Source organism: Streptomyces sp. HUAS MS02 (genome assembly GCF_055702265.1).
Genome location: NZ_CM146747.1, coordinates 4,947,782 through 4,967,201, shown reverse-complemented (window position 1 = coordinate 4,967,201; position 19,420 = coordinate 4,947,782). Strand labels below are relative to the sequence as shown.

Sequence of the window (19,420 nt, the reverse complement as noted above, 5' to 3'; positions counted from 1 at the left end):
TCCACGCCGAGAACCGGCCGAAGTCCGCTCCGTTTCACGTGAAACATCGCCGCGTCATGCGTATGGGGCCGCACCCTTGGCAGGGTGCGGCCCCATACATCGCTTCAGCGAGCGCGGCCCTTAGGCCGCGATGACCTCGATGTTGACCTTGGCGGCAACCTCGGGGTGCAGACGCACGGACGTCTCGTGAGCGCCCAGCGTCTTGATCGGAGCAGCCAGCTCGATGCGGCGCTTGTCGACCTCGGGGCCACCGGAAGCCTTGATCGCGGAAGCGATGTCGGCCGGGGTGACGGAACCGAAGAGACGACCGGCGTCGCCGGAGCGGACGGCCAGACGAACCTTGACGGCCTCGAGCTGACCCTTGATCTGGTTGGCCTGCTCGATGGTCTGGATCTCGTGGATCTTGCGAGCACGACGGATCTGCTCGACGTCCTTCTCGCCGCCCTTGGTCCAGCGGATAGCGAACTTCCGCGGGATCAGGTAGTTGCGAGCGTAGCCGTCCTTGACGTCGACGACGTCGCCGGCAGCGCCGAGGCCGGAGACCTCGTGGGTGAGGATGATCTTCATGTGTCGGTCACCCTTCCCTTATCGCGCGGTGGACGTGTAGGGCAGCAGCGCCATCTCACGGCTGTTCTTGACGGCCGTGGCGACGTCACGCTGGTGCTGCGTGCAGTTGCCGGTCACGCGGCGGGCACGGATCTTGCCGCGGTCGGAAATGAACTTCCGCAGCATGTTCGTGTCCTTGTAGTCCACGTACGTGACCTTGTCCTTGCAGAAAGCGCAGACCTTCTTCTTCGGCTTGCGCACAGGCGGCTTCGCCATGGTGTATCTCCTGTGTGATCAAGAAGTTTGGGGTACGGCCCCGCCCTCGACCTCGAAGACCGGTGAACCCGGCCACGAGGGCTTAGAAGGGGGGCTCGTCCGAGTAGCCGCCACCGCCGCCGGAGCTTCCGCCCCAGCCGCCGCCACCGCCCTGGTTGCCACCGGCGGGAGCGCCGCTGGCCCACGGGTCGTCGGCGGGAGCGCCGCCGCCCTGCTGACCGCCGCCGGGGCCACCGCCCCAGCCGCCGCCACCCTGGCCGCCACCGCCTCCGCCGCCGTAACCGCCCTGGCCACCGCGGCCGACACCGCCGGCGGTCTTGGTGACCTTGGCCGTGGCACTGCGCAGGCTGGCGCCGACTTCCTCGACGTCCAGCTCGTAGACCGTGCGCTTGACGCCCTCACGGTCCTCGTAGGACCGCTGCTTCAGCCGGCCCTGCACGATGACGCGCATGCCTCGCTGGAGCGACTCGGCGACGTTCTCCGCCGCCTGACGCCAGACCGAGCAGGTCAGGAACAGGCTCTCGCCGTCCTTCCACTCGTTGGTCTGACGGTCGAAGGTGCGGGGGGTGGACGCGACACGGAACTTCGCGACCGCCGCACCGGAAGGGGTGAAGCGCAGCTCGGGGTCGTCGACAAGATTGCCGACGACCGTGATGACGGTCTCGCCTGCCATGGGGGAACCTCTCGGCGGGTTTGCTGCTGGCTGCTTGTGCTGCTACTCGGATCCCGGGACCGACTGAGCGGGAAGGCTCAGTGGGTCTCGGGGCGGAGGACCTTGGTCCGGAGGACCGACTCGTTCAGGTTCATCTGGCGGTCGAGCTCCTTGACGACCGCAGGCTCGGCCTGCAGGTCGATGACCGAGTAGATGCCCTCAGGCTTCTTCTTGATCTCGTACGAGAGACGACGACGGCCCCAGGTGTCGACCTTCTCGACCTTTCCGTTGCCCTCACGGACGACGGAGAGGAAGTTCTCGATCAGGGGGGCGACAGCGCGCTCCTCAAGATCGGGGTCGAGGATGACCATCACCTCGTAGTGACGCATGTGGAACCCACCTCCTTTGGACTCAGCGGCCACGGTCGTTCCGTGGCAGGAGGGTTGTGATGCGTACGCAACGGTATCGGCAGCCACTGACAATCGGGGGTCCCGTGGAGGATCCCTGTCATGGCCTGGGCAGACACCGGTGCAGAGGGTACAGACTACCCGCACACCCGCTTCCGGTTGAAATCAGGTGGTGGTGACCGTCAATCTGTACACATCGGGTGTGTATGGCGCTACGATGCGCCGCCTTCCGCAGGAGGTGCCCCATGGCACAGACATTGCGACCCAACATCGCCGGCTCCCTGTTCGCCACCGACGACAAGCCTCACCCAGTGCAGGACACCCTGCTGGCCGTGACGCTCGTGCTCGGGGCGGTCTCTTTCATCACGGCGATGTTCCACCATCTGCACCTGCTCAGTTCCTGGACGGGCCTGGTGGGGATTCTGACCGGCGCGTACGGGCAGTTCATCTCGGAGACGACCCGTGAGCGCTTCGGCCTGATCGTGGGTCTCGGTGCCTCGGCCGTCGGATTCTTCCTCGGCATGGCCCACGGGGGTCTCTTCGGCGGGGTCATCGGCTGACTCCGCGGCCCCGATCGATCGGTCGGCGGACGGTCCCCCATGCTGTCCGTGGTCTCACATCGGACCAAGCGGCCGAATAACACCACCTGGCGTCCTGACCACGTGCTGGGCGGGCTCCAGGTTCCATACAGCCATTCGGGGCGCCCGCAGGGCGCAGTAGGCTTCGGCGCGAGAGCCGGAGCCCCTGTACCCATGGGGACACACCAGCCCGAGGAGCGCCCCGAATGAGCCTGACCCTGAGGACGATCAGCCGTGAGCAGCATCTGGCATACATCCAGAGCCTGCCCTCGGCTAGCCACATGCAGGTCCCGGCCTGGGCCGACGTCAAGGCCGAGTGGCGCTCCGAGAACCTCGGGTGGTTCGATGACAGGACAGGCGAGATGGTCGGCGCCGGCCTGGTGCTGTACCGCCAGCTGCCCAAGATCAAGCGCTACCTCGCGTATCTGCCCGAAGGTCCGGTCATCAACTGGTTCGCGCCGAACCTGACCGACTGGCTGGAGCCGATGCTCGCGCATCTCAAGCACCAGGGCGCCTTCTCGGTGAAGATGGGCCCGCCGGTGATCATCCGGCGCTGGGAGGCCACCTCCATCAAGGCCGGCATCCAGAACCCGGACGTGAAGCGCCTGCGGGACATCGAAGCCGACTTCATCGAACCGCGGGCCTTCGAGGTGGCCGACAAGCTGCGCCGCATGGGCTGGCAGCAGGGGGAGGACGGCGGGGCCGGCTTCGGTGACGTACAGCCGCGCTACGTCTACCAGGTGCCGCTCGCCAACCGGTCTCTGGAAGAGGTCCACAAGAACTTCAACCAGCTGTGGCGCCGCAACATCAAGAAGGCCGAGAAGGCCGGGGTCGAGGTCGTCCAGGGCGGCTACCACGACCTGGAGGAATGGCAGCGGCTGTACGAGATCACGGCCGTGCGCGACCGCTTCCGGCCCCGCCCGCTGTCGTACTTCCAGCGCATGTGGACGGCCCTCAACACCGAGGACCCCAACCGCATGCGGCTCTATTTCGCCCGGCACAACGGCGTGAACCTGTCCGCGGCGACCATGCTCGTCGTCGGCGGACACGTCTGGTACTCCTACGGTGCCTCGGACAACATCGGCCGTGAGGTCCGGCCCTCGAACGCGATGCAGTGGCGCATGCTGCGCGACGCCTACGCCCTCGGCGCGACCGTCTACGACCTGCGAGGCATCTCCGACTCGCTGGACGAGACGGATCACCTCTTCGGCCTGATCCAGTTCAAGGTGGGCACGGGCGGACAGGCCGCCGAGTACCTCGGTGAGTGGGACTTCCCGCTGAACAAGCTGCTCCACAAGGCGCTCGACATCTACATGTCGCGCCGCTGACGCCCCCGTTTTTGTTTCCATACCTCTGATACACCGCAGCCACGAGAAAGGTTCCGGGACCGTCCATGGCGCTCACGCTGTACGTCGACACCGCGCGCTGGCGGGCACACCACAAGCACGTTCAGGAGCAGTTCCCGGGACTCGTCCCCGTCTGCAAGGGCAACGGCTACGGCTTCGGACACGAGAAGCTGGCGGAAGAGGCCACGCGTCTCGGGTCGGACATCCTCGCCGTCGGCACCACGTACGAGGCCGCCCGGATCAAGGACTGGTTCAGCGGCGACCTGCTGGTGCTGACGCCCTACCGGCGCGCCGAAGAGCCCGTCCCCCTGCCCGACCGCGTCATCCGCTCCGTGTCGTCGGTCGACGGCGTGTACGGCCTCGTGGGCGCCCGCGTCGTCATCGAGGTCATGTCCTCGATGAAGCGGCACGGGGTGAGCGAGCAGGAACTGCCCCAGCTCCACGCGGCCATAGAGAACGTGCGCCTGGAGGGCTTCGCCATCCACCTGCCGCTGGACCGCACCGACGGCTCGGACGCCGTCGAGGAGGTCATCGGCTGGATGGACCGGCTCCGTGCGGCCCGTCTGCCGCTGCACACCATGTTCGTCAGCCACCTCAAGTCCGAGGACCTCATCCGCCTCCAGCAGCAGTTCCCGCAGACCCGCTTCCGGGCCCGCATCGGCACACGGCTATGGCTGGGCGACCACGAGGCGACCGAGTACCGCGGTGCGGTGCTGGATGTCACCCGCGTCGCCAAGGGGGACCGATTCGGCTACCGGCAGCAGAAGGCGGCCTCCGACGGCTTCCTGGTCGTCGTGGCGGGCGGTACGTCGCACGGAGTGGGCCTGGAGGCCCCGAAGGCCCTGCACGGCGTCATGCCGCGCGCCAAGGGCGTCGCCCGGGCGGGCCTCGCCACGGTCAACCGGAACCTTTCTCCGTTCGTCTGGGGTGGCAAGCAGCGCTGGTTCGCCGAGCCTCCGCACATGCAGGTGTCGATCCTCTTCGTGCCGTCGGACGCCCCGGAGCCGAAGGTCGGTGAGGAACTGGTGGCCCATCTGCGACACACCACCACGCAGTTCGACCGGATCGTCGACAACTGAGCCCCCGCCCCGAAGGGCGGAGAGCCGAGCGCCGAGCAGATCAGCTCCGCAAGGACGCATACGGAAGGCCGTACACACGATCTCGTGTGTACGGCCTTCCGCGTTTGTCGTTCGTCCCCGCGTCGTCCCAGGGGCGCCTATCCCGTCCTGTTCGCTCAGAGCGAACTACCGCCTGGGCCGCGACTTCCCCACTCGACCTGATGCCCTTCGAAGGGCATCGCGTGCCTCGGAGGGCGGGCGGCCGCACCGAACACATGGACATCCTCCGCGCCGTCCAGGACTCCTCCGGAGGGATCGTCGTCACCGGCCCTGCGCACCCCGTCCCGCTCGGGCATGAAGATGTCGCACACGACGACGACGCACAGGTAGAGCGTGCCCAACAGGTGCGCCATGATGGCGAGTTGGTAGCCCTCGGCAGGCAGGCCCTTGTGAGCGTCTCCGCTGGTCGTGTAAGCGAGGTACATCCAGATCCCCAGGAAGTACGCCACCTCGCAGGCCTGCCAGATCAGGAAGTCGCGCCAGCGGGGCCGGGCCAGGGCGGCGAGCGGGACCAGCCAGAGCACGTACTGCGGCGAGTAGACCTTGTTGGTCAGGATGAAGGCCGCGACGATCAGGAAGGCGAGCTGCGCGAAGCGGGGGCGGCGTGGGGCGGTGAGCGTGAGCGCGACGATGCCGGCGCAGACGATCACCATCGAGACCATCGCGTACGCGTTCGCCGTCTCGGCGGTGATCTGGATGTTGAGCCGTTGCGAGATGACGAGGAAGAACGAACCGAAGTCCACACCGCGCTCCTGACTGAAGCGGTAGAACTTCGACCATCCGTCGGGTGCCAGCAGCATCACCGGGAGGTTCACCGCGAGCCAGGCCCCGACAGCACCGAGCAGCGCGGTCGCGAACGCGCGCCACTTGCCCGCTCGCCAGCACAACACGAAGAGCGGTCCGAGCACCAGGAACGGGTAGAACTTGGCGGCCGTGGCGAGCCCGATCAGCACACCGAAGGCGAGGGGGCGCCGACGCGACCACATCAGCATCGCGGCGGCCAGCAGGGCCACCGCGAGGAGGTCCCAGTTGATGGTGGCAGTCAGGGCGAATGCGGGCGCCAAGGCCACCAGAAGGCCGTCCCACGGGCGCCGGCGGTGAATGCGCGCGCAGCACACCGCGATGACCGCCGCGCACACCATCAGCATGCCGGCGTTGACCATCCAGTACCACTGCTCCTGGTCCTGGATGGTGCCGCTGCCCGGGGTGAGCCAGGCGGCGACCTCCATGAACACGCCCGTCAGTACGGGGTACTCCAGGTACTCCATGTCGCCGGGGATCTTGTCGAAGTACGGCACGAGGCCGTCCGCGAAGCCACGCCCCTGGTACAGATGCGGGATGTCCGAGTAGCAGGCGTGCGTGTACTGGGAGCTGGCCCCGAAGAACCAGGCGCCGTCGTAGCAGGGCAGCTTCTGCACCATGCCCAGCGCGAACATGCCGATGGCCACCAGCGCGACGACCCGCACCGGCGTCCACCAGGACGTGCCGAGCAGCGCCCGGCGCCCGATCGGGCCGCCGATCAGCTCGCTGCCGGTCGCAGCGACCTCGTCCTCCTTGGTGGGCCGCACCGGCTCCGGCTCGTCCGTGCTCACTCGCGTCGTCTCTGCACTGGGCATGCCGCACATCCTGCCGTACGCACCTAGGGATACGCCGAGGACCACCGCATCCTGTCGTACCCGGCGGCCTGTGTTTCACGTGAAACACAGGCCGCTTCTTCGTCGGGTCCGGCAGGGGATACGGCATGGGCCACCGCACCTGGTCGGTGCGGTGGCCCATGTTTCACGTGAAACAGATCCTGCCGGGTGGGGAGCTACCCGTCGTTGCCTCCGAAGAGCCCCCCGTTCTGATTGCCTCTCGAATCGTCCTCCGACTCCGAAGGTGACGCGGTCACCCCGCCATCGAGTCCACCGGTGTCCGTGCCACCCGTGTCGGTACCGCCGGTCTCCTCACAGGTGGGGTTGAACGGGTTGCGGCAGGTCTCGCTGGGGGTCGGCGAGGGCAGAGCCTCGCTCTCGGTGGGCGTCGGGCTCGGGTCGGGCGACTCCTCCTCCGACTCGGTCACCGTCGGGGTCGGCGTCGGGTCCGGGTCCTCGTTGACGATGACACCGATCGGCTCCGGCTCCGGGAAGTCCTCGGCCGGCTGGCCCTTGAGCGCGTCCTCCATGTAGTCGTGCCAGATCTCAGCCGGGAACGAAGCGCCGTGGATCGTTTCCTGGCCACCCGTGCCGTACATCTCAAGGAACTTGCGGTTCTTGTTCGACTCGTCGTCGTCCATGCGATACATGCTGATCGCGGTCGACAACTGCGGGGTGTACCCGACGAACCAAGCCGACTTGTTGCCGTCGGTGGTGCCGGTCTTGCCCGCCACCTCACGGCCGGGCAGCTGGGCCGACGTACCGGTTCCCTCGTCGACGACGGTCTTGAGGACGTCGGTCACGTTGTCGGCGACCTCCGAGGTGAAGGCCCGCTTGGTGTCGGCGATGTCGTCGTGGTCGAACCGGGTCAGCCCCTCGTACTCGACCGACTTCACCGAGAACGGTTCGTTCTGCTTGCCACTCGCGGCGAAGGTCGCGTACGAGCCCGCCATACGGATCGCACTCGGGTCGGAGATACCGATCGAGAAGGACGGGAAGCTCGTGCCCGTGAGGCTGCCCTCCTTGAGGCCTGCCTCCATGGCCGCCTCCTTCACCCGGTCCAGGCCGACGTCCATGCCCAGCTGGACGTACGGGGAGTTCGCCGAGACCCGCATCGCCTCACGGAGATCGATCTGGTACTTCGGCGGGCTGCCGTACGACTCGTCGCCGTCGTTGGCCTGCAGCCACTCCTTGCCTTCTTCGTTGGTCCAGATGTCGCCGTTGTAGTCCCTGATCTTGAGGTTGTTCTTACCGTTGTAGAGACTCTTCGGCGAGACGATGGTCCGCTCGTCCTGCGCCTGGTCCGGATCGAGGTCAGGGTCGCGCTTGCCCCAGGTCATGGCCGCCGCCAGGACGTAGGGCTTGAACACCGAGCCGACCTGCGCTCCGGTGACGTCGGCGTTGTTGGTGAAGTGCTTGGTGGCGTCCTCGCCACCGTAGATCGCCTCGATGGCGCCGGACTTCGGGTTCACCGACGCGCCACCGAACTGCACGTGGGTGTCGGTCTTCGGGCGCAGGTCCGGCTTGATGTTCTCCTTGCGGACCTTCGTCACGGCCTTCTCGAGTTCCTTGACCTTCTTCTTGTCGAAGGTCGTGTGAATCTCGTAGCCGCCCTGTTCGAGCTGCTTCTGCGTGATGTCGGTGTTGTTGAGGATGTAGCCCTTGGCCGTGTCGACCAGGTAACCGATCTGCCCGCCCAGCTGTTCGTTGGAGCGGGGACGCTGGATCTTGGGGAAGTTGGGGTACTTGGCCAGCTCGGCCGCGGACAGATGCTTGTCCTTGACCATCTCGTTGAGGATCCAGTACCAGCGTTCTGTGGCCCGCTTGGTGTTCGCCTCCGACGTGGCAGCCGGGTCGATCGACGTCGCACCTGCCGGGTCGTAGTACGTGGCGCCCTTGAGCACCGCGGCCAGGAAGGCGCACTCGCTGGGGTTGAGCTCCTCCGCGTCCTTGCCGAAGTAGGTGCGGGCGGCCGCCTGCAGACCATAGGCGCCACGACCGAAGTAGGCCGTGTTCAGGTAACCGCGCATGATCTCGTCCTTGTCGACGGAGGCGCCCACCTTCACCGAGATGAAGAGTTCCTTCACCTTCCGGGACAGCGTCTGCGACTGGTCGTCGAGCATGGCGTTCTTCACGTACTGCTGGGTGATGGTCGAGCCACCCTGTGTCTGACCGCCCTTGGCCATGTTGACGACGGCGCGCGCGATTCCCATCGGATCGACACCGCTGTCGGTCTCGAACGTCTTGTTCTCGGCGGACATGACGGCGTAGCGCATCGCCTTGGGGATCTTCTCGTACGCGATGATCTGGCGGTTGACCTCACCACCCGTCGCGACCATCTGCGAGCCGTCCGACCAGTAGTAGACGTTGTTCTGCGCCGTCGCGGCCTGAGCCGGGTCGGGTACCGCCACCACCGCGTACCCGATGCCCGCGGCCGCCACGAGGCAGCCGAAGAAGCCGATGAACAGCCCTGTCACCTGGCGCCAGGAGGGCACCCACCGCATCGCCCCGTACTTGCCGGCGCGCGGATAGTCGATAAAGCGCTGTTTGCCAGGTGGAGCGGCACGCCCTCGGCCACGACCCGGCCCACGCCCTGCGGGCTCGGCCGTTCTACGACGGCCACCGCCCGCACCCGCGCCGGTGCTTCTCTGCGCCGAACGTCGTGTAGCCGCGCGGCCCTCGTACGGTGACTCCTCACCTCCCGCACCATAGGTATCGGAAAGTGACCCGGTGGCGCCCCGCGGTGCCGCGCGGCGGCCGGAGGACGCCGACTGGCCGCGTCGGGCCGCGGCACGTCCGCCTCCCTGCGGCTGCGGCGGTTTGCGACGGTGCTCGCTCATCGAACGACTACTCCTCGGGCAGGCGCACCCGTGCGCGCCTGGAAACGGCGGCTGGTTTCCGGTCCCCCCGAAGTACGGATGCGGTCGTGTAGGCATTCATCCGTACCGCACCCAGGACGACGACGTGCTCATACGTCACTCGGTTCCCGGTGGTGTGCATGCCGCACAGACTACGCACCGCCCAAACCCACTGGGCACTTAACTTCACCCCAAATCAGGCAACTTGCTTCCTACTAACCGGTGATGTGACCCCGTTCACCGGATCCCCACTTGTCGCATCCGTAGGGGCGTTCTATCGTCATGATGTATCGAGTCGATACATCAGCTCGGCATACATCGTGCCGACAGGGCCAGCGGGAGACGGGAGGCGACGATGAGCCGGCGCTCCGGGATACTCGAGTTCGCCGTCCTCGGCCTACTCCGCGAAGCCCCGATGCACGGCTATGAGCTGCGCAAACGACTCAACACGTCGTTGGGCGTGTTCCGGGCCTTCAGCTACGGGACGCTCTACCCCTGCCTCAAGACGCTGGTCGCCAACGGCTGGTTGATCGAGGAATCGAGCAGTACCCCGGAGGATGCTGCCGCCGTCCCGCTCACGGGTCGCCGCGCCAAGATCGTCTACCGGTTGACGGCGGAAGGTAAGGAGCACTTCGAGGAGCTGCTCTCGCAGACGGGTCCCGACGCCTACGAGGACGAGCACTTCGCCGCTCGTTTCGCGTTCTTCGGACAGACCTCCCGGGATGTGCGGATGCGCGTCCTGGAGGGCCGTCGCAGTCGTTTGGAGGAACGGCTGGAGAAGATGCGCGTCTCTCTGACGCGCACCCGCGAGCGCCTCGACGACTACACGCTTGAGCTCCAGCGCCACGGGATGGAGTCCGTGGAGCGCGAAGTGCGCTGGCTGAACGAGCTCATCGAGAGCGAGCGGGCAGGCCGGGACCTGAAAGGTCCCGCCCACGGAGAGCCCGCTCGCGACACCACAGAGGGAGCGCCGGGCGCCCTGCCCCGGACCAGGGATGTCCCCGGTCCGGATGCGCCCGGCGACACCACCACGTGAGGTCCCTGCCAGGACCTCACTCGTACACACAGGGAGCAACCGGAATGGGTTCGGTTCGCGTAGCCGTCGTCGGTGTGGGCAACTGCGCCGCGTCGCTGGTGCAGGGAGTCGAGTACTACAAGGACGCCGACCCGGCGTCCAGGGTCCCGGGTCTCATGCATGTGCAGTTCGGGGACTACCACGTCAGTGACGTGGAGTTCGTCGCCGCCTTCGACGTCGACGCCAAGAAGGTCGGTCTGGACCTCGCGGACGCCATCGGCGCCTCCGAGAACAACACGATCAAGATCTGCGACGTGCCGAGCACCGGTGTGACCGTGCAGCGCGGCCACACGCTGGACGGCCTCGGCAAGTACTACCGCGAGACCATCGAGGAGTCCGCCGAGACCCCGGTCGACGTGGTCCAGGTCCTCAAGGACAAGCAGGTCGACGTCCTCGTCTGCTACCTGCCCGTGGGTTCCGAGGACGCGGCGAAGTTCTACGCCCAGTGCGCCATCGACGCCAAGGTCGCCTTCGTCAACGCCCTTCCGGTCTTCATCGCCGGCACCAAGGAGTGGGCGGACAAGTTCACCGAGGCGGGCGTCCCGATCATCGGTGACGACATCAAGTCCCAGGTGGGCGCCACCATCACGCACCGCGTCATGGCGAAGCTGTTCGAGGACCGTGGCGTGGTCCTGGACCGCACGATGCAGCTGAACGTCGGCGGCAACATGGACTTCAAGAACATGCTGGAGCGGGACCGCCTGGAGTCGAAGAAGATCTCCAAGACCCAGGCCGTCACTTCCCAGATCCCCGACCGGGAGCTCGGCGAGAAGAACGTCCACATCGGGCCGTCGGACTACGTCGCCTGGCTCGACGACCGCAAGTGGGCGTACGTCCGTCTCGAGGGCCGTGCCTTCGGTGACGTCCCGCTGAACCTGGAGTACAAGCTCGAGGTCTGGGACTCCCCGAACTCCGCCGGCGTCATCATCGACGCGCTGCGCGCCGCGAAGATCGCCAAGGACCGTGGCATCGGCGGCCCGATCCTGTCGGCGTCGTCCTACTTCATGAAGTCCCCGCCGGTGCAGTACTTCGACGACCAGGCCCGTGAGAACGTCGAGAAGTTCATCAAGGGCGAGGTCGAGCGCTGATCACGCGCTCGTAGGGCCATTGAGGGTCCCCGGGGCAGGCGCCCCGGGGACCCTCCCCGTATGTGAGGCTGTGCCCCATGTCCGTCGTGCGCGACCTGCGCGTCCTGCTCCGTTTCCGGGACTTCCGGCGTCTGCTCGCCGTGCGGCTGCTGTCCCAGGGAGCCGACGGCGTCTATCAGGTCGCGTTGGCCACGTACGTCGTCTTCTCACCCGAGAAGCAGACGTCGGCAGCCGCGATCGCCTCCGCGATGGCGGTCCTGCTTCTTCCGTACTCCCTCGTCGGCCCCTTCGCCGGCGTCCTGCTCGACCGTTGGCGACGGCGCCAGGTGCTGCTGTACGGAAACCTGCTCCGCGCTCTCCTGGCTTCCGTGACGGCCGTCCTGATCCTGAGCCATGTGCCCGACTGGCTCTTCTACGTCTCCGCGCTCTGCGTCACGGCGGTCAATCGCTTCGTCCTGGCGGGCCTCTCCGCCGCACTGCCACGAGTGGTGGACGCCGACCGCCTGGTGGTCGCCAACTCGCTCTCACCGACAGCCGGGACGCTCGCCGCGACCGCCGGCGGCGGACTCGCCTTCGTCGTACGCCTGGTTGCGTCGGATTCCGACGCCGCAGTGGTCCTCCTGGGTGCGGGCCTCTACCTGTGTTCGGCTCTGGCATCCCTGCGTATCGCCCGGGACCTGCTGGGCCCGGATCCCGAGCTGGTGCAGCCACGACTTGGCGCGGCCCTGGCCGGCACCGCGCGAGGTCTGGCAGCGGGTGTACGGCATCTCGCCGAGCCGGGACGCCGGGCAGCTGCCTGGGCACTGGCCTCGATGACGCTGATGCGGTTCTGCTACGGCGCCCTGACCGTCATGGTGCTCATGCTCTGCCGTTACGCCTGGTCGTCCGACAGCTCTGGCGTGCCCGACTCCGAGGAAGGACTGGCCCTCCTCGGTCTCGCCGTGGGCATCTCGGGAGCGGGATTCTTCACAGCGGCGGTGATCACGCCCTGGGCCGCGGGCCGGTTGGGCCCCGCCCAGTGGATCGTCGTCTGCTCCGCGGCCGCCGCCGTGCTGGAACCCGCGCTCGGCACGCCCTTCACGGAAGTGCCCATACTGATCGCGGCGTTCGTCCTGGGTCTGGTCACACAGGGAGCGAAGATCTCGACGGACACGATCGTCCAGTCGTCCGTCGAGGACGGATACCGGGGCCGGATCTTCTCCCTCTACGACGTCCTGTTCAACATCGCCTTCGTCGGCGCCGCTGCCGTGGCCGCCCTGATGCTCCCGCCGGACGGCCGCTCGGCTGCTCTGGTGATCACTGTGGCGGTGATCTACGGATCGATCGCTGCCGCCATGGCCCGCTTCGGCGTGACGAAGCAGCGCTGATGCGGAGCGAGCGATGTTTCACGTGAAACATCGCTCTCTGTTTCACGTGAAACATCGCGTCGCGTCGATGCCGAGCGAACGCGACAGACTGCCTGCCGTCAGGAAACCTGTGACGCCTGCGCCCACCACTCCTTGAGTGCTGTCACGGCTTCGTCGTGTTCCATCGGCCCGTTCTCCAGACGCAGCTCCAGCAGGAACTTGTACGCCTGCCCGATCACCGGGCCGGGCCCCACGCCCAGGATCTCCATGATCTGGTTTCCGTCGAGATCCGGGCGGATGGCGTCCAGCTCTTCCTGTTCCTGGAGCTGGGCGATGCGCTCCTCCAAGCCGTCGTACGCCCGGGAGAGAGCGTTCGCCTTGCGCTTGTTCCGGGTGGTGCAGTCGGAGCGAGTCAGTTTGTGGAGGCGGTCGAGGAGCGGGCCCGCGTCGCGCACGTAGCGGCGTACAGCGGAGTCCGTCCACTCGCCGGTGCCGTATCCGTGGAAGCGCAGATGGAGCTCCACCAACCGCGAGACATCCTTCACGAGGTCGTTGGAGTACTTCAGCGCTGTCATGCGCTTCTTGGTCATCTTGGCGCCCACCACCTCGTGGTGGTGGAAGGAGACCCGGCCGTCCTTCTCGAAGCGACGGGTACGGGGCTTACCGATGTCGTGCAGCAGCGCGGCAAGCCGCAGCGTCAGGTCCGGGCCACTCTCCTCGAGCGCGATCGCCTGTTCCAGGACGATCAAGGTGTGGTCGTAGACATCCTTGTGCCGATGGTGCTCGTCCCGCTCCAGTCGCAGAGCCGGCAGCTCGGGCAGGACGTGCTCGGCAAGGCCGGTGTCGACCAGCAGGGTCAGGCCTTCACGGGGGTGGGCTGAGAGGACCAGCTTGTTCAGCTCGTCCCGCACCCGCTCCGCCGAGACGATCTCCAGCCGACCGGCCATGTCGCTCATCGCCTGGACGACCTCGGGAGCCACCTCGAAGTCCAGCTGGGCGGCGAAGCGCGCCGCCCTCATCATGCGCAGCGGGTCGTCGGAGAAAGACGCCTCAGGCGTCCCAGGGGTACGCAGCACGCGCGCCGAGAGGTCCTCCAGCCCACCGTGCGGATCGATGAACTCCTTCTCGGGCAGGGCCACCGCCATCGCGTTCACGGTGAAGTCACGTCGTACGAGATCATCCTCGATCGAGTCGCCGTACGACACCTCAGGCTTGCGCGAGGTCCGGTCGTACGCCTCGGAGCGGTAGGTCGTGACCTCGATCTGGTAGCCGTCCTTCTGCGCGCCCACCGTGCCGAACGCGATCCCGACCTCCCAGACGGCGTCCGCCCAGGGCCGCACGATCCTCAGCACGTCCTCGGGGCGGGCGTCCGTCGTGAAGTCCAGATCGTTGCCGAGCCGGCCGAGCAGCGCGTCCCTGACCGACCCACCGACCAGGGCGAGCGAGAACCCGGCCTCCTGGAAACGGCGGGCGAGGTCGTCGGCGACAGGGGACACCCGCAGCAGTTCACTCACCGCGCGGCGCTGCACCTGGCTCAGGGCACTGAGGTCTTCGTTGGCGTTCGGCACAACTGAAAAGGGTACGGGGCGCCGGTGGCCGCGGTCGCCTCCATTGAACGTGCACAAAGGCTTCGTGCAGGTGGCCCCCTCGCCCACCCCTTTGATACGTGCACATACAGGGACAGCCCGGCCTCGTCCCCCGATCTTGTGGAGCGGACCGCGGCACTTCCCCTCAGCGCACATCGTTACCATGCGTGGACGCACATTCCGACGACCACTGACGACGACGAGGGACGGGCGAGCGCGTGGCCGAGGCGGCAGACTTCCAAGGGACGAGTCCCTCACCTGCCCGCCGGTGGCTGCTGCGCACCGGGGCCCTCTTCGCCGGGGTGCCCCTGTTGGCCGGCCTGTTCCAGCTGCCCGCAGTCCCGTCGGCGCAGGCAGCCCCGAAGGCCGCCCTGGCCGAGGCCACGGGGTCGAACACCGTCGAGGTCTCCCTCGACTCGCTCAGCCCCAGCGTGCCCACCGAGGGCGACACCGTGACCGTCTCGGGCACGGTCACGAACAAGGGCAAGCAGACCGTCACGGACGCCCACGTGGGCCTGCGTGTGGCCCCGGCTGCCGTGAAGGGCCGCTCGTCCATCGACGACGCGGCCAAACGGACCGGCTTCGACCAGTACGCCGACGGCCCGGAGGTCGGCGGCAAGTACGTGGAGAAGTTCTCCGCGCTCGCCTCCGGGGTGGCGCAACCCTTCACCATCTCCGTGCCCGTCAAGGAACTGGACCTCGGCTCGGACGGTGTCTATCAGCTGGGAGTCTCCCTCTCGGGCAGGACCGCCGCAGCGCAGTACGACCAGGTCCTCGGCATCCAGCGCACGTTCCTGCCCTGGCAGCCGGACGAGGCGGGCACCAAGACGAAGACCACGTTCCTCTGGCCGCTGATCTCCAGCACCCATCTGACGGCCGAGACCGGTCCCGGCGAGCGGCAGACGCCTGTCTTCCTCAACGACGACCTGGCAAAGGAGATCTCCGCCGGCGGACGTCTGGAGCAGTTGCTGACGCTGGGCAAGGACCTGGACATCACGTGGGTGATCGATCCGGACCTGCTGGCATCCGTGGTCGCGATGACGGGCGGCTACCAGGTCCGCAGCGGGGACACCACCGTCGCGGGCAGGAATCAGGCCGTCGCCAAGGAATGGCTGGCGGAGCTGGAGACGGCGGTCCAGGGCGAGGAGGTGATCGCCCTTCCCTTCGCCGACCCCGACCTCGCGGCGCTGGCCCACAACGGCAGGACGATCACCGGCTCGCTGAGCCGTCTGAAGGACGCCACCGATGTGGCATCGGACACGGTCCAGAACATCCTCAGGGTGGAGCCGGAGACCGACTTCGCCTGGCCGGTGAACGGCGCCGTCGACCCGTCGATCGTCAAGGTCGCCATCTCCGCGGGCGCCGACAAGGTGATCGCCCGCAGCGACAGCCTGCAGGAGAGCAGCGGCCTGTCCTACACGCCCAACGCGGCTCGGCCCGTCGGCGGCGGCACCACGGCGGTGGTCGCGGACTCCCGACTGTCGACGGCCTTCCAGGGCGACATGACGAAGGCCGAGCGTTCCACGCTGGCGGTGCAGCGGTTCCTCGCCCAGAGCCTGACCACGGACCTCCAGAACAGCAAGCAGCGCAGCATCGTGATCGCTCCGCAGCGCATGCCGTCGGCCAGCCAGGCACAGACGATGGCGCAGGCTCTCACCGCGCTCGAGGGCGGAAACTGGTCGCAGCCCCAGGAACTCGCGGCTGCCGCCGCCGCGAAGCCCGATCCGAGGGCCAACACCAAGATCCCGTCGGCCTCGGCCTACCCCTCGTCACTGCGGAAGCAGGCGCTGCCGAAGTCCGCCTTCGAGGAGATCCGAACCACGCAGGCCGACCTCGACCGCTTCAAGGTGATCCTCTCCGACCAGTCCCGCGTGGTCACACCGTTCGGCAGGACCATGGACCGGGAGATGTCCACCTCCTGGCGAGGCCGTTCCATGGACGGGGCGGTGTACCGCAACAGCGTCCAGTCGTACCTCAACTCGCTCACCGAGCAGGTGCGGTTGATCGAGAAGTCCGAGACGAAGCTCTCGGGCCGCAGCGCGACGATCCCCGTGACCGTGCAGAACAACCTCGTGCAGGGTGTCGACAACCTGACGCTGCGCCTCACGTCCAAAGCACCGAAGCGTCTGAAGATCGATGACGACGACTTCGACGAGCAGTCCGTCGACATCTCCGGTGGGCACAGCGAGTCGGTGAAGTTCACCACCAACGCCGAGGCCAACGGGCCGGTCACCGTCGTCGCCCAGCTCTACACCGTGGACGGCGAGAAGTATGGTGACGAGGTCACGTTCACGGTGGACGTCACCGAGATCACCCCCACGGTGATGCTGGTCATCGCCGGAGGCGTCCTGCTCCTCGTCCTCGCCGGTTTCCGGATGTACACCCAGCGCAAGCGCGCCGCCGCGCGGCTGGAGGCGGAGGGAGCCCCGACGGACGACGAGGCGTCGGAGAGCACCCCGAGCGACGACGACGCGAACACGGAGGCCGCCTCAGTCGTACACACTGTCGAGGAGGAGCTCCCGGTGAATTCCGGGACGGACGAGCCGGAGCACCCGAGTGACCCGGCACCGGACACCGCTCCGGAAAGCACCGACCCGTCCGGCACGGGTGAGAGAGTGGACCGTTGAGCGATTGTCGTGGCCGGTGGGCCCGGGGACGATGAGGTGGGGTAACCATGAACGCGCCGTACGACGGTGACCGCGGCCAGGGCGCGGCCGACTCGGGGTATCCCGACGGCCCGCTGCCCGGGCCGGGCCAGGTGCCGCCGCAGCCTCCCGCGGACATGTACCTCCAGGACGCCTACGACCAGGACCCCTACCGCGCTCGGGACCTCGCCGCCCAGGACCCGGTCGCGGAGGCTCTCTACGACCGCGCCGCCCACCCGCCACCGGCTCCGGGCACCTACCAGCCGCAGCAGCCGCTCTACGCGCAGCCGTCGGCTCCGCAGTACGCGCCCGACCCTCGTGTGTGGGCCCAGACGCCGGCGCCCGAGCCCGAGGGGCCGACCCGGCATCTGCCCTACGGCGACGACGCCCGTACCACCCAGTTCGTCGGCGTGGACGACCTGGTGACCCAGGCCGGTGAGGAGCGCCACGAGCCGGACGCCTTCGCCCATCTCTTCCGCGACCAGCAGCAGGGCGGCTCCCCGGTGGGACAGCCGTCCGTTCCGGGTCCGACCCCGCCCTCGGGCCCCGGGGCCGGCCGCCCGACGCTCGAGGAGCCCGCACCCGTTCCCACGCCCGCCCCTGCCGCGAAGAAGGGCGGCCGGGCTTCGGGCCTGCTGAAGTCGAGCGCCGTCATGGCGGCGGGCACCATGGTCTCGCGCCTCACGGGGTTCATCCGCTCGGCGATGATCGTCTCGGCGCTCGGCCTCGCTCTGCTGGGCGACGCCTTCCAGGTGGCCTACCAACTCCCGACGATGATCTACATCCTGACCGTCGGCGGGGGCCTCAACTCCGTCTTCGTGCCGCAGCTCGTGCGGGCCATGAAGGACGACGACGATGGCGGAGAGGCGTACGCCAACCGCCTGCTGACCCTGGTCATGGTCGTCCTCGGGCTCCTCACCGCGCTGGCGATGTTCGCCGCTCCGCTCCTGGTCCGTGCGCTGTCGGTGGGTGTGGCCGACAACGCCGCGGCCAACGAGACCGCGGTCACCTTCACCCGGTACTTCCTGCCCTCCATCTTCTTCATGGGCATCCATGTGGTGATGGGGCAGATCCTCAACGCCCGCGGCCGGTTCGGCGCGATGATGTGGACCCCCGTCCTCAACAACCTCGTCATCATCGTCACCCTCGGCGCGTTCCTCTGGGTCTACGGCAGCGCCGCCGACTCCCACATGGATGTGGACAACATCCCGCCGGAGGGGGTGCGGCTCCTCGGCGTCGGAATTCTCCTCGGCCTCGTGGTCCAGGCTCTCGCGATGATCCCGTACCTGCGGGAGACCGGTTTCCGGCTGCGGCTTCGCTTCGACTGGAAGGGGCACGGCCTCGGCAAGGCCGCGATGCTCGCCAAGTGGACGATCCTCTTCGTCCTCGCCAACCAGGCGGGCGCGCTCGTGGTCACCCAGCTGGCCACCGCCTCGGCCATCGACTCCTCCGCCAAGGGCACCGGCTTCGCCTCGTACGCCAACGCTCAGCTCATCTGGGGCCTGCCGCAGGCCATCATCACGGTCTCGCTCATGGCCGCCCTCCTGCCTCGTATCTCGCGCTCGGCTGCCGAGGACGACGCCGGCGCCGTGCGTGACGACATCTCACAGGGCCTGCGCACCACGGCCGTCGCCATCGTGCCGATCGCCTTCGGCTTCGTCTCGCTCGGCATCCCGATGTGCACGCTGATCTTCGGTTCGTCCGGCACCGGCGCGGCGACGAACATGGGCTTCATGCTGATGGCCTTCGGGCTCGGCCTGATCCCCTACTCCGTGCAGTACGTCGTCCTCCGCGCCTTCTACGCGTACGAGGACACCCGGACGCCCTTCTACAACACGGTCATCGTGGCGGCCGTCAACGCGAGCGCCTCGGCGGTCTGCTTCTTCGTGATCCCGGCCCGCTGGGCCGTGGTCGGCATGGCGGCCTCGTACGGTCTGGCCTACATGATCGGTGTCGGCGTGGCCTGGCGTCGCCTCAAGAAGCGGCTGGGCGGGGACCTGGACGGCTCCAGGGTCATGCGGACGTACGCGCGCCTGTCCATCGCCTCGCTGCCCGCGGCGCTGCTCAGTGGGGCCGCCTGCTACGGCATCAGCCGGGCCCTGGGACAGGGCGTCGGCGGCTCGATGCTCGCACTGTTCGGGGGAGGAATCGTTCTGCTCGGTGTCTTCTACGTCGCCGCGCGACGCATGCGCATCGAAGAGCTCAACTCGATGGTCGGTATGGTCCGCGGACGGCTGGGGCGCTGAGCCTGGGGTACGCGCACAA

The 19,420-nt window shown here is 67.6% G+C and carries 15 protein-coding genes; 8 read left to right on the top strand and 7 right to left on the bottom strand.

Annotated elements, in window-relative coordinates; translation table 11 throughout:
- Window positions 1-120 precede the first annotated feature (120 nt).
- The 4 genes from rplI to rpsF all read right to left on the bottom strand — a co-directional run bounded on the left by rplI (window position 121) and on the right by rpsF (window position 1,863).
- A complete protein-coding gene (gene rplI, locus ACZ9QC_RS21285; protein ID WP_184906394.1) occupies window positions 121-567 on the bottom strand; it encodes a 50S ribosomal protein L9 in 447 nt (148 codons plus the stop codon).
- Window positions 568-585: 18 nt separating this feature from the next.
- Window positions 586-822 carry a 30S ribosomal protein S18 gene (gene rpsR / locus ACZ9QC_RS21280; protein WP_003949403.1) on the bottom strand — a complete coding sequence of 79 codons (237 nt, stop codon included), beginning with the start codon at window positions 820-822 and terminating at the stop codon, window positions 586-588.
- 82 nt (window positions 823-904) lie between these two features.
- Entirely contained in the window at window positions 905-1,495 is a 591-nt protein-coding gene (locus ACZ9QC_RS21275; RefSeq protein WP_472921581.1) for a single-stranded DNA-binding protein, read from the bottom strand.
- A 77-nt stretch (window positions 1,496-1,572) separates the two neighbouring features.
- A complete protein-coding gene (gene rpsF, locus ACZ9QC_RS21270) occupies window positions 1,573-1,863 on the bottom strand; it encodes a 30S ribosomal protein S6 (protein ID WP_005482942.1) in 291 nt (96 codons plus the stop codon).
- 263 nt (window positions 1,864-2,126) lie between these two features.
- On the opposite strand from rpsF, the gene ACZ9QC_RS21265 reads away from it, so the two are divergent.
- The 3 genes from ACZ9QC_RS21265 to ACZ9QC_RS21255 all read left to right on the top strand — a co-directional run bounded on the left by ACZ9QC_RS21265 (window position 2,127) and on the right by ACZ9QC_RS21255 (window position 4,884).
- The gene (locus ACZ9QC_RS21265) at window positions 2,127-2,441 is read left to right on the top strand and encodes a hypothetical protein (protein ID WP_005482944.1); all 315 of its coding nucleotides are present in this window, start codon (window positions 2,127-2,129) and stop codon (window positions 2,439-2,441) included.
- 224 nt (window positions 2,442-2,665) lie between these two features.
- The gene (femX, locus tag ACZ9QC_RS21260; protein WP_184906387.1) at window positions 2,666-3,787 is read left to right on the top strand and encodes a peptidoglycan bridge formation glycyltransferase FemX; all 1,122 of its coding nucleotides are present in this window, start codon (window positions 2,666-2,668) and stop codon (window positions 3,785-3,787) included.
- 65 nt (window positions 3,788-3,852) lie between these two features.
- Entirely contained in the window at window positions 3,853-4,884 is a 1,032-nt protein-coding gene (locus ACZ9QC_RS21255) for an alanine racemase (protein ID WP_472921580.1), read from the top strand.
- Window positions 4,885-5,039: 155 nt separating this feature from the next.
- On the opposite strand, the gene ACZ9QC_RS21250 is transcribed toward ACZ9QC_RS21255, so the two are convergent.
- Complete coding sequence (locus ACZ9QC_RS21250) at window positions 5,040-6,548, bottom strand: glycosyltransferase family 87 protein (protein ID WP_472921579.1); 1,509 nt, start codon at window positions 6,546-6,548, stop codon at window positions 5,040-5,042.
- A gap of 185 nt (window positions 6,549-6,733) precedes the next feature.
- Entirely contained in the window at window positions 6,734-9,397 is a 2,664-nt protein-coding gene (locus ACZ9QC_RS21245; protein ID WP_472921578.1) for a transglycosylase domain-containing protein, read from the bottom strand.
- Window positions 9,398-9,770: 373 nt separating this feature from the next.
- Here ACZ9QC_RS21245 and ACZ9QC_RS21240 point away from each other — a divergent pair, with 373 nt between their 5' ends.
- The 3 genes from ACZ9QC_RS21240 (at window position 9,771) to ACZ9QC_RS21230 (ending at window position 12,945) form a co-directional block, all read left to right on the top strand.
- Window positions 9,771-10,451 carry a PadR family transcriptional regulator gene (locus ACZ9QC_RS21240; RefSeq protein ID WP_472921577.1) on the top strand — a complete coding sequence of 227 codons (681 nt, stop codon included), beginning with the start codon at window positions 9,771-9,773 and terminating at the stop codon, window positions 10,449-10,451.
- A gap of 44 nt (window positions 10,452-10,495) precedes the next feature.
- A complete protein-coding gene (locus ACZ9QC_RS21235) occupies window positions 10,496-11,578 on the top strand; it encodes an inositol-3-phosphate synthase (RefSeq protein ID WP_472921576.1) in 1,083 nt (360 codons plus the stop codon).
- Window positions 11,579-11,655: 77 nt separating this feature from the next.
- Window positions 11,656-12,945, top strand: coding sequence for an MFS transporter (locus ACZ9QC_RS21230; RefSeq protein WP_472921575.1), 1,290 nt, complete (start codon window positions 11,656-11,658; stop codon window positions 12,943-12,945).
- A 98-nt stretch (window positions 12,946-13,043) separates the two neighbouring features.
- Here ACZ9QC_RS21230 and ACZ9QC_RS21225 read toward each other — a convergent pair whose 3' ends face one another.
- Window positions 13,044-14,492: a CCA tRNA nucleotidyltransferase gene (locus tag ACZ9QC_RS21225; protein ID WP_472921574.1), complete on the bottom strand. Its 1,449-nt coding sequence runs from the start codon at window positions 14,490-14,492 to the stop codon at window positions 13,044-13,046.
- A gap of 236 nt (window positions 14,493-14,728) precedes the next feature.
- Here ACZ9QC_RS21225 and ACZ9QC_RS21220 point away from each other — a divergent pair, with 236 nt between their 5' ends.
- Together ACZ9QC_RS21220 and murJ are read left to right on the top strand one after the other, a co-directional pair.
- Entirely contained in the window at window positions 14,729-17,137 is a 2,409-nt protein-coding gene (locus ACZ9QC_RS21220; protein ID WP_472921573.1) for a DUF6049 family protein, read from the top strand.
- A gap of 47 nt (window positions 17,138-17,184) precedes the next feature.
- The gene (gene murJ, locus ACZ9QC_RS21215) at window positions 17,185-19,401 is read left to right on the top strand and encodes a murein biosynthesis integral membrane protein MurJ (protein ID WP_472921572.1); all 2,217 of its coding nucleotides are present in this window, start codon (window positions 17,185-17,187) and stop codon (window positions 19,399-19,401) included.
- The last annotated feature ends 19 nt before the right edge of the window (window positions 19,402-19,420 follow it).

Bases quoted from the DNA above. Each gene is read 5' to 3' on its own strand.
- rplI (WP_184906394.1), bottom strand. From the start codon at position 567: ATGAAGATCATCCTCACCCACGAGGTCTCCGGCCTCGGCGCTGCCGGC.
- rpsR (WP_003949403.1), bottom strand. From the start codon at position 822: ATGGCGAAGCCGCCTGTGCGCAAGCCGAAGAAGAAGGTCTGCGCTTTC.
- ACZ9QC_RS21275 (WP_472921581.1), bottom strand. From the start codon at position 1,495: ATGGCAGGCGAGACCGTCATCACGGTCGTCGGCAATCTTGTCGACGAC.
- rpsF (WP_005482942.1), bottom strand. From the start codon at position 1,863: ATGCGTCACTACGAGGTGATGGTCATCCTCGACCCCGATCTTGAGGAG.
- ACZ9QC_RS21265 (WP_005482944.1), top strand. From the start codon at position 2,127: ATGGCACAGACATTGCGACCCAACATCGCCGGCTCCCTGTTCGCCACC.
- femX (WP_184906387.1), top strand. From the start codon at position 2,666: ATGAGCCTGACCCTGAGGACGATCAGCCGTGAGCAGCATCTGGCATAC.
- ACZ9QC_RS21255 (WP_472921580.1), top strand. From the start codon at position 3,853: ATGGCGCTCACGCTGTACGTCGACACCGCGCGCTGGCGGGCACACCAC.
- ACZ9QC_RS21250 (WP_472921579.1), bottom strand. From the start codon at position 6,548: ATGTGCGGCATGCCCAGTGCAGAGACGACGCGAGTGAGCACGGACGAG.
- ACZ9QC_RS21245 (WP_472921578.1), bottom strand. From the start codon at position 9,397: ATGAGCGAGCACCGTCGCAAACCGCCGCAGCCGCAGGGAGGCGGACGT.
- ACZ9QC_RS21240 (WP_472921577.1), top strand. From the start codon at position 9,771: ATGAGCCGGCGCTCCGGGATACTCGAGTTCGCCGTCCTCGGCCTACTC.
- ACZ9QC_RS21235 (WP_472921576.1), top strand. From the start codon at position 10,496: ATGGGTTCGGTTCGCGTAGCCGTCGTCGGTGTGGGCAACTGCGCCGCG.
- ACZ9QC_RS21230 (WP_472921575.1), top strand. From the start codon at position 11,656: ATGTCCGTCGTGCGCGACCTGCGCGTCCTGCTCCGTTTCCGGGACTTC.
- murJ (WP_472921572.1), top strand. From the start codon at position 17,185: ATGAACGCGCCGTACGACGGTGACCGCGGCCAGGGCGCGGCCGACTCG.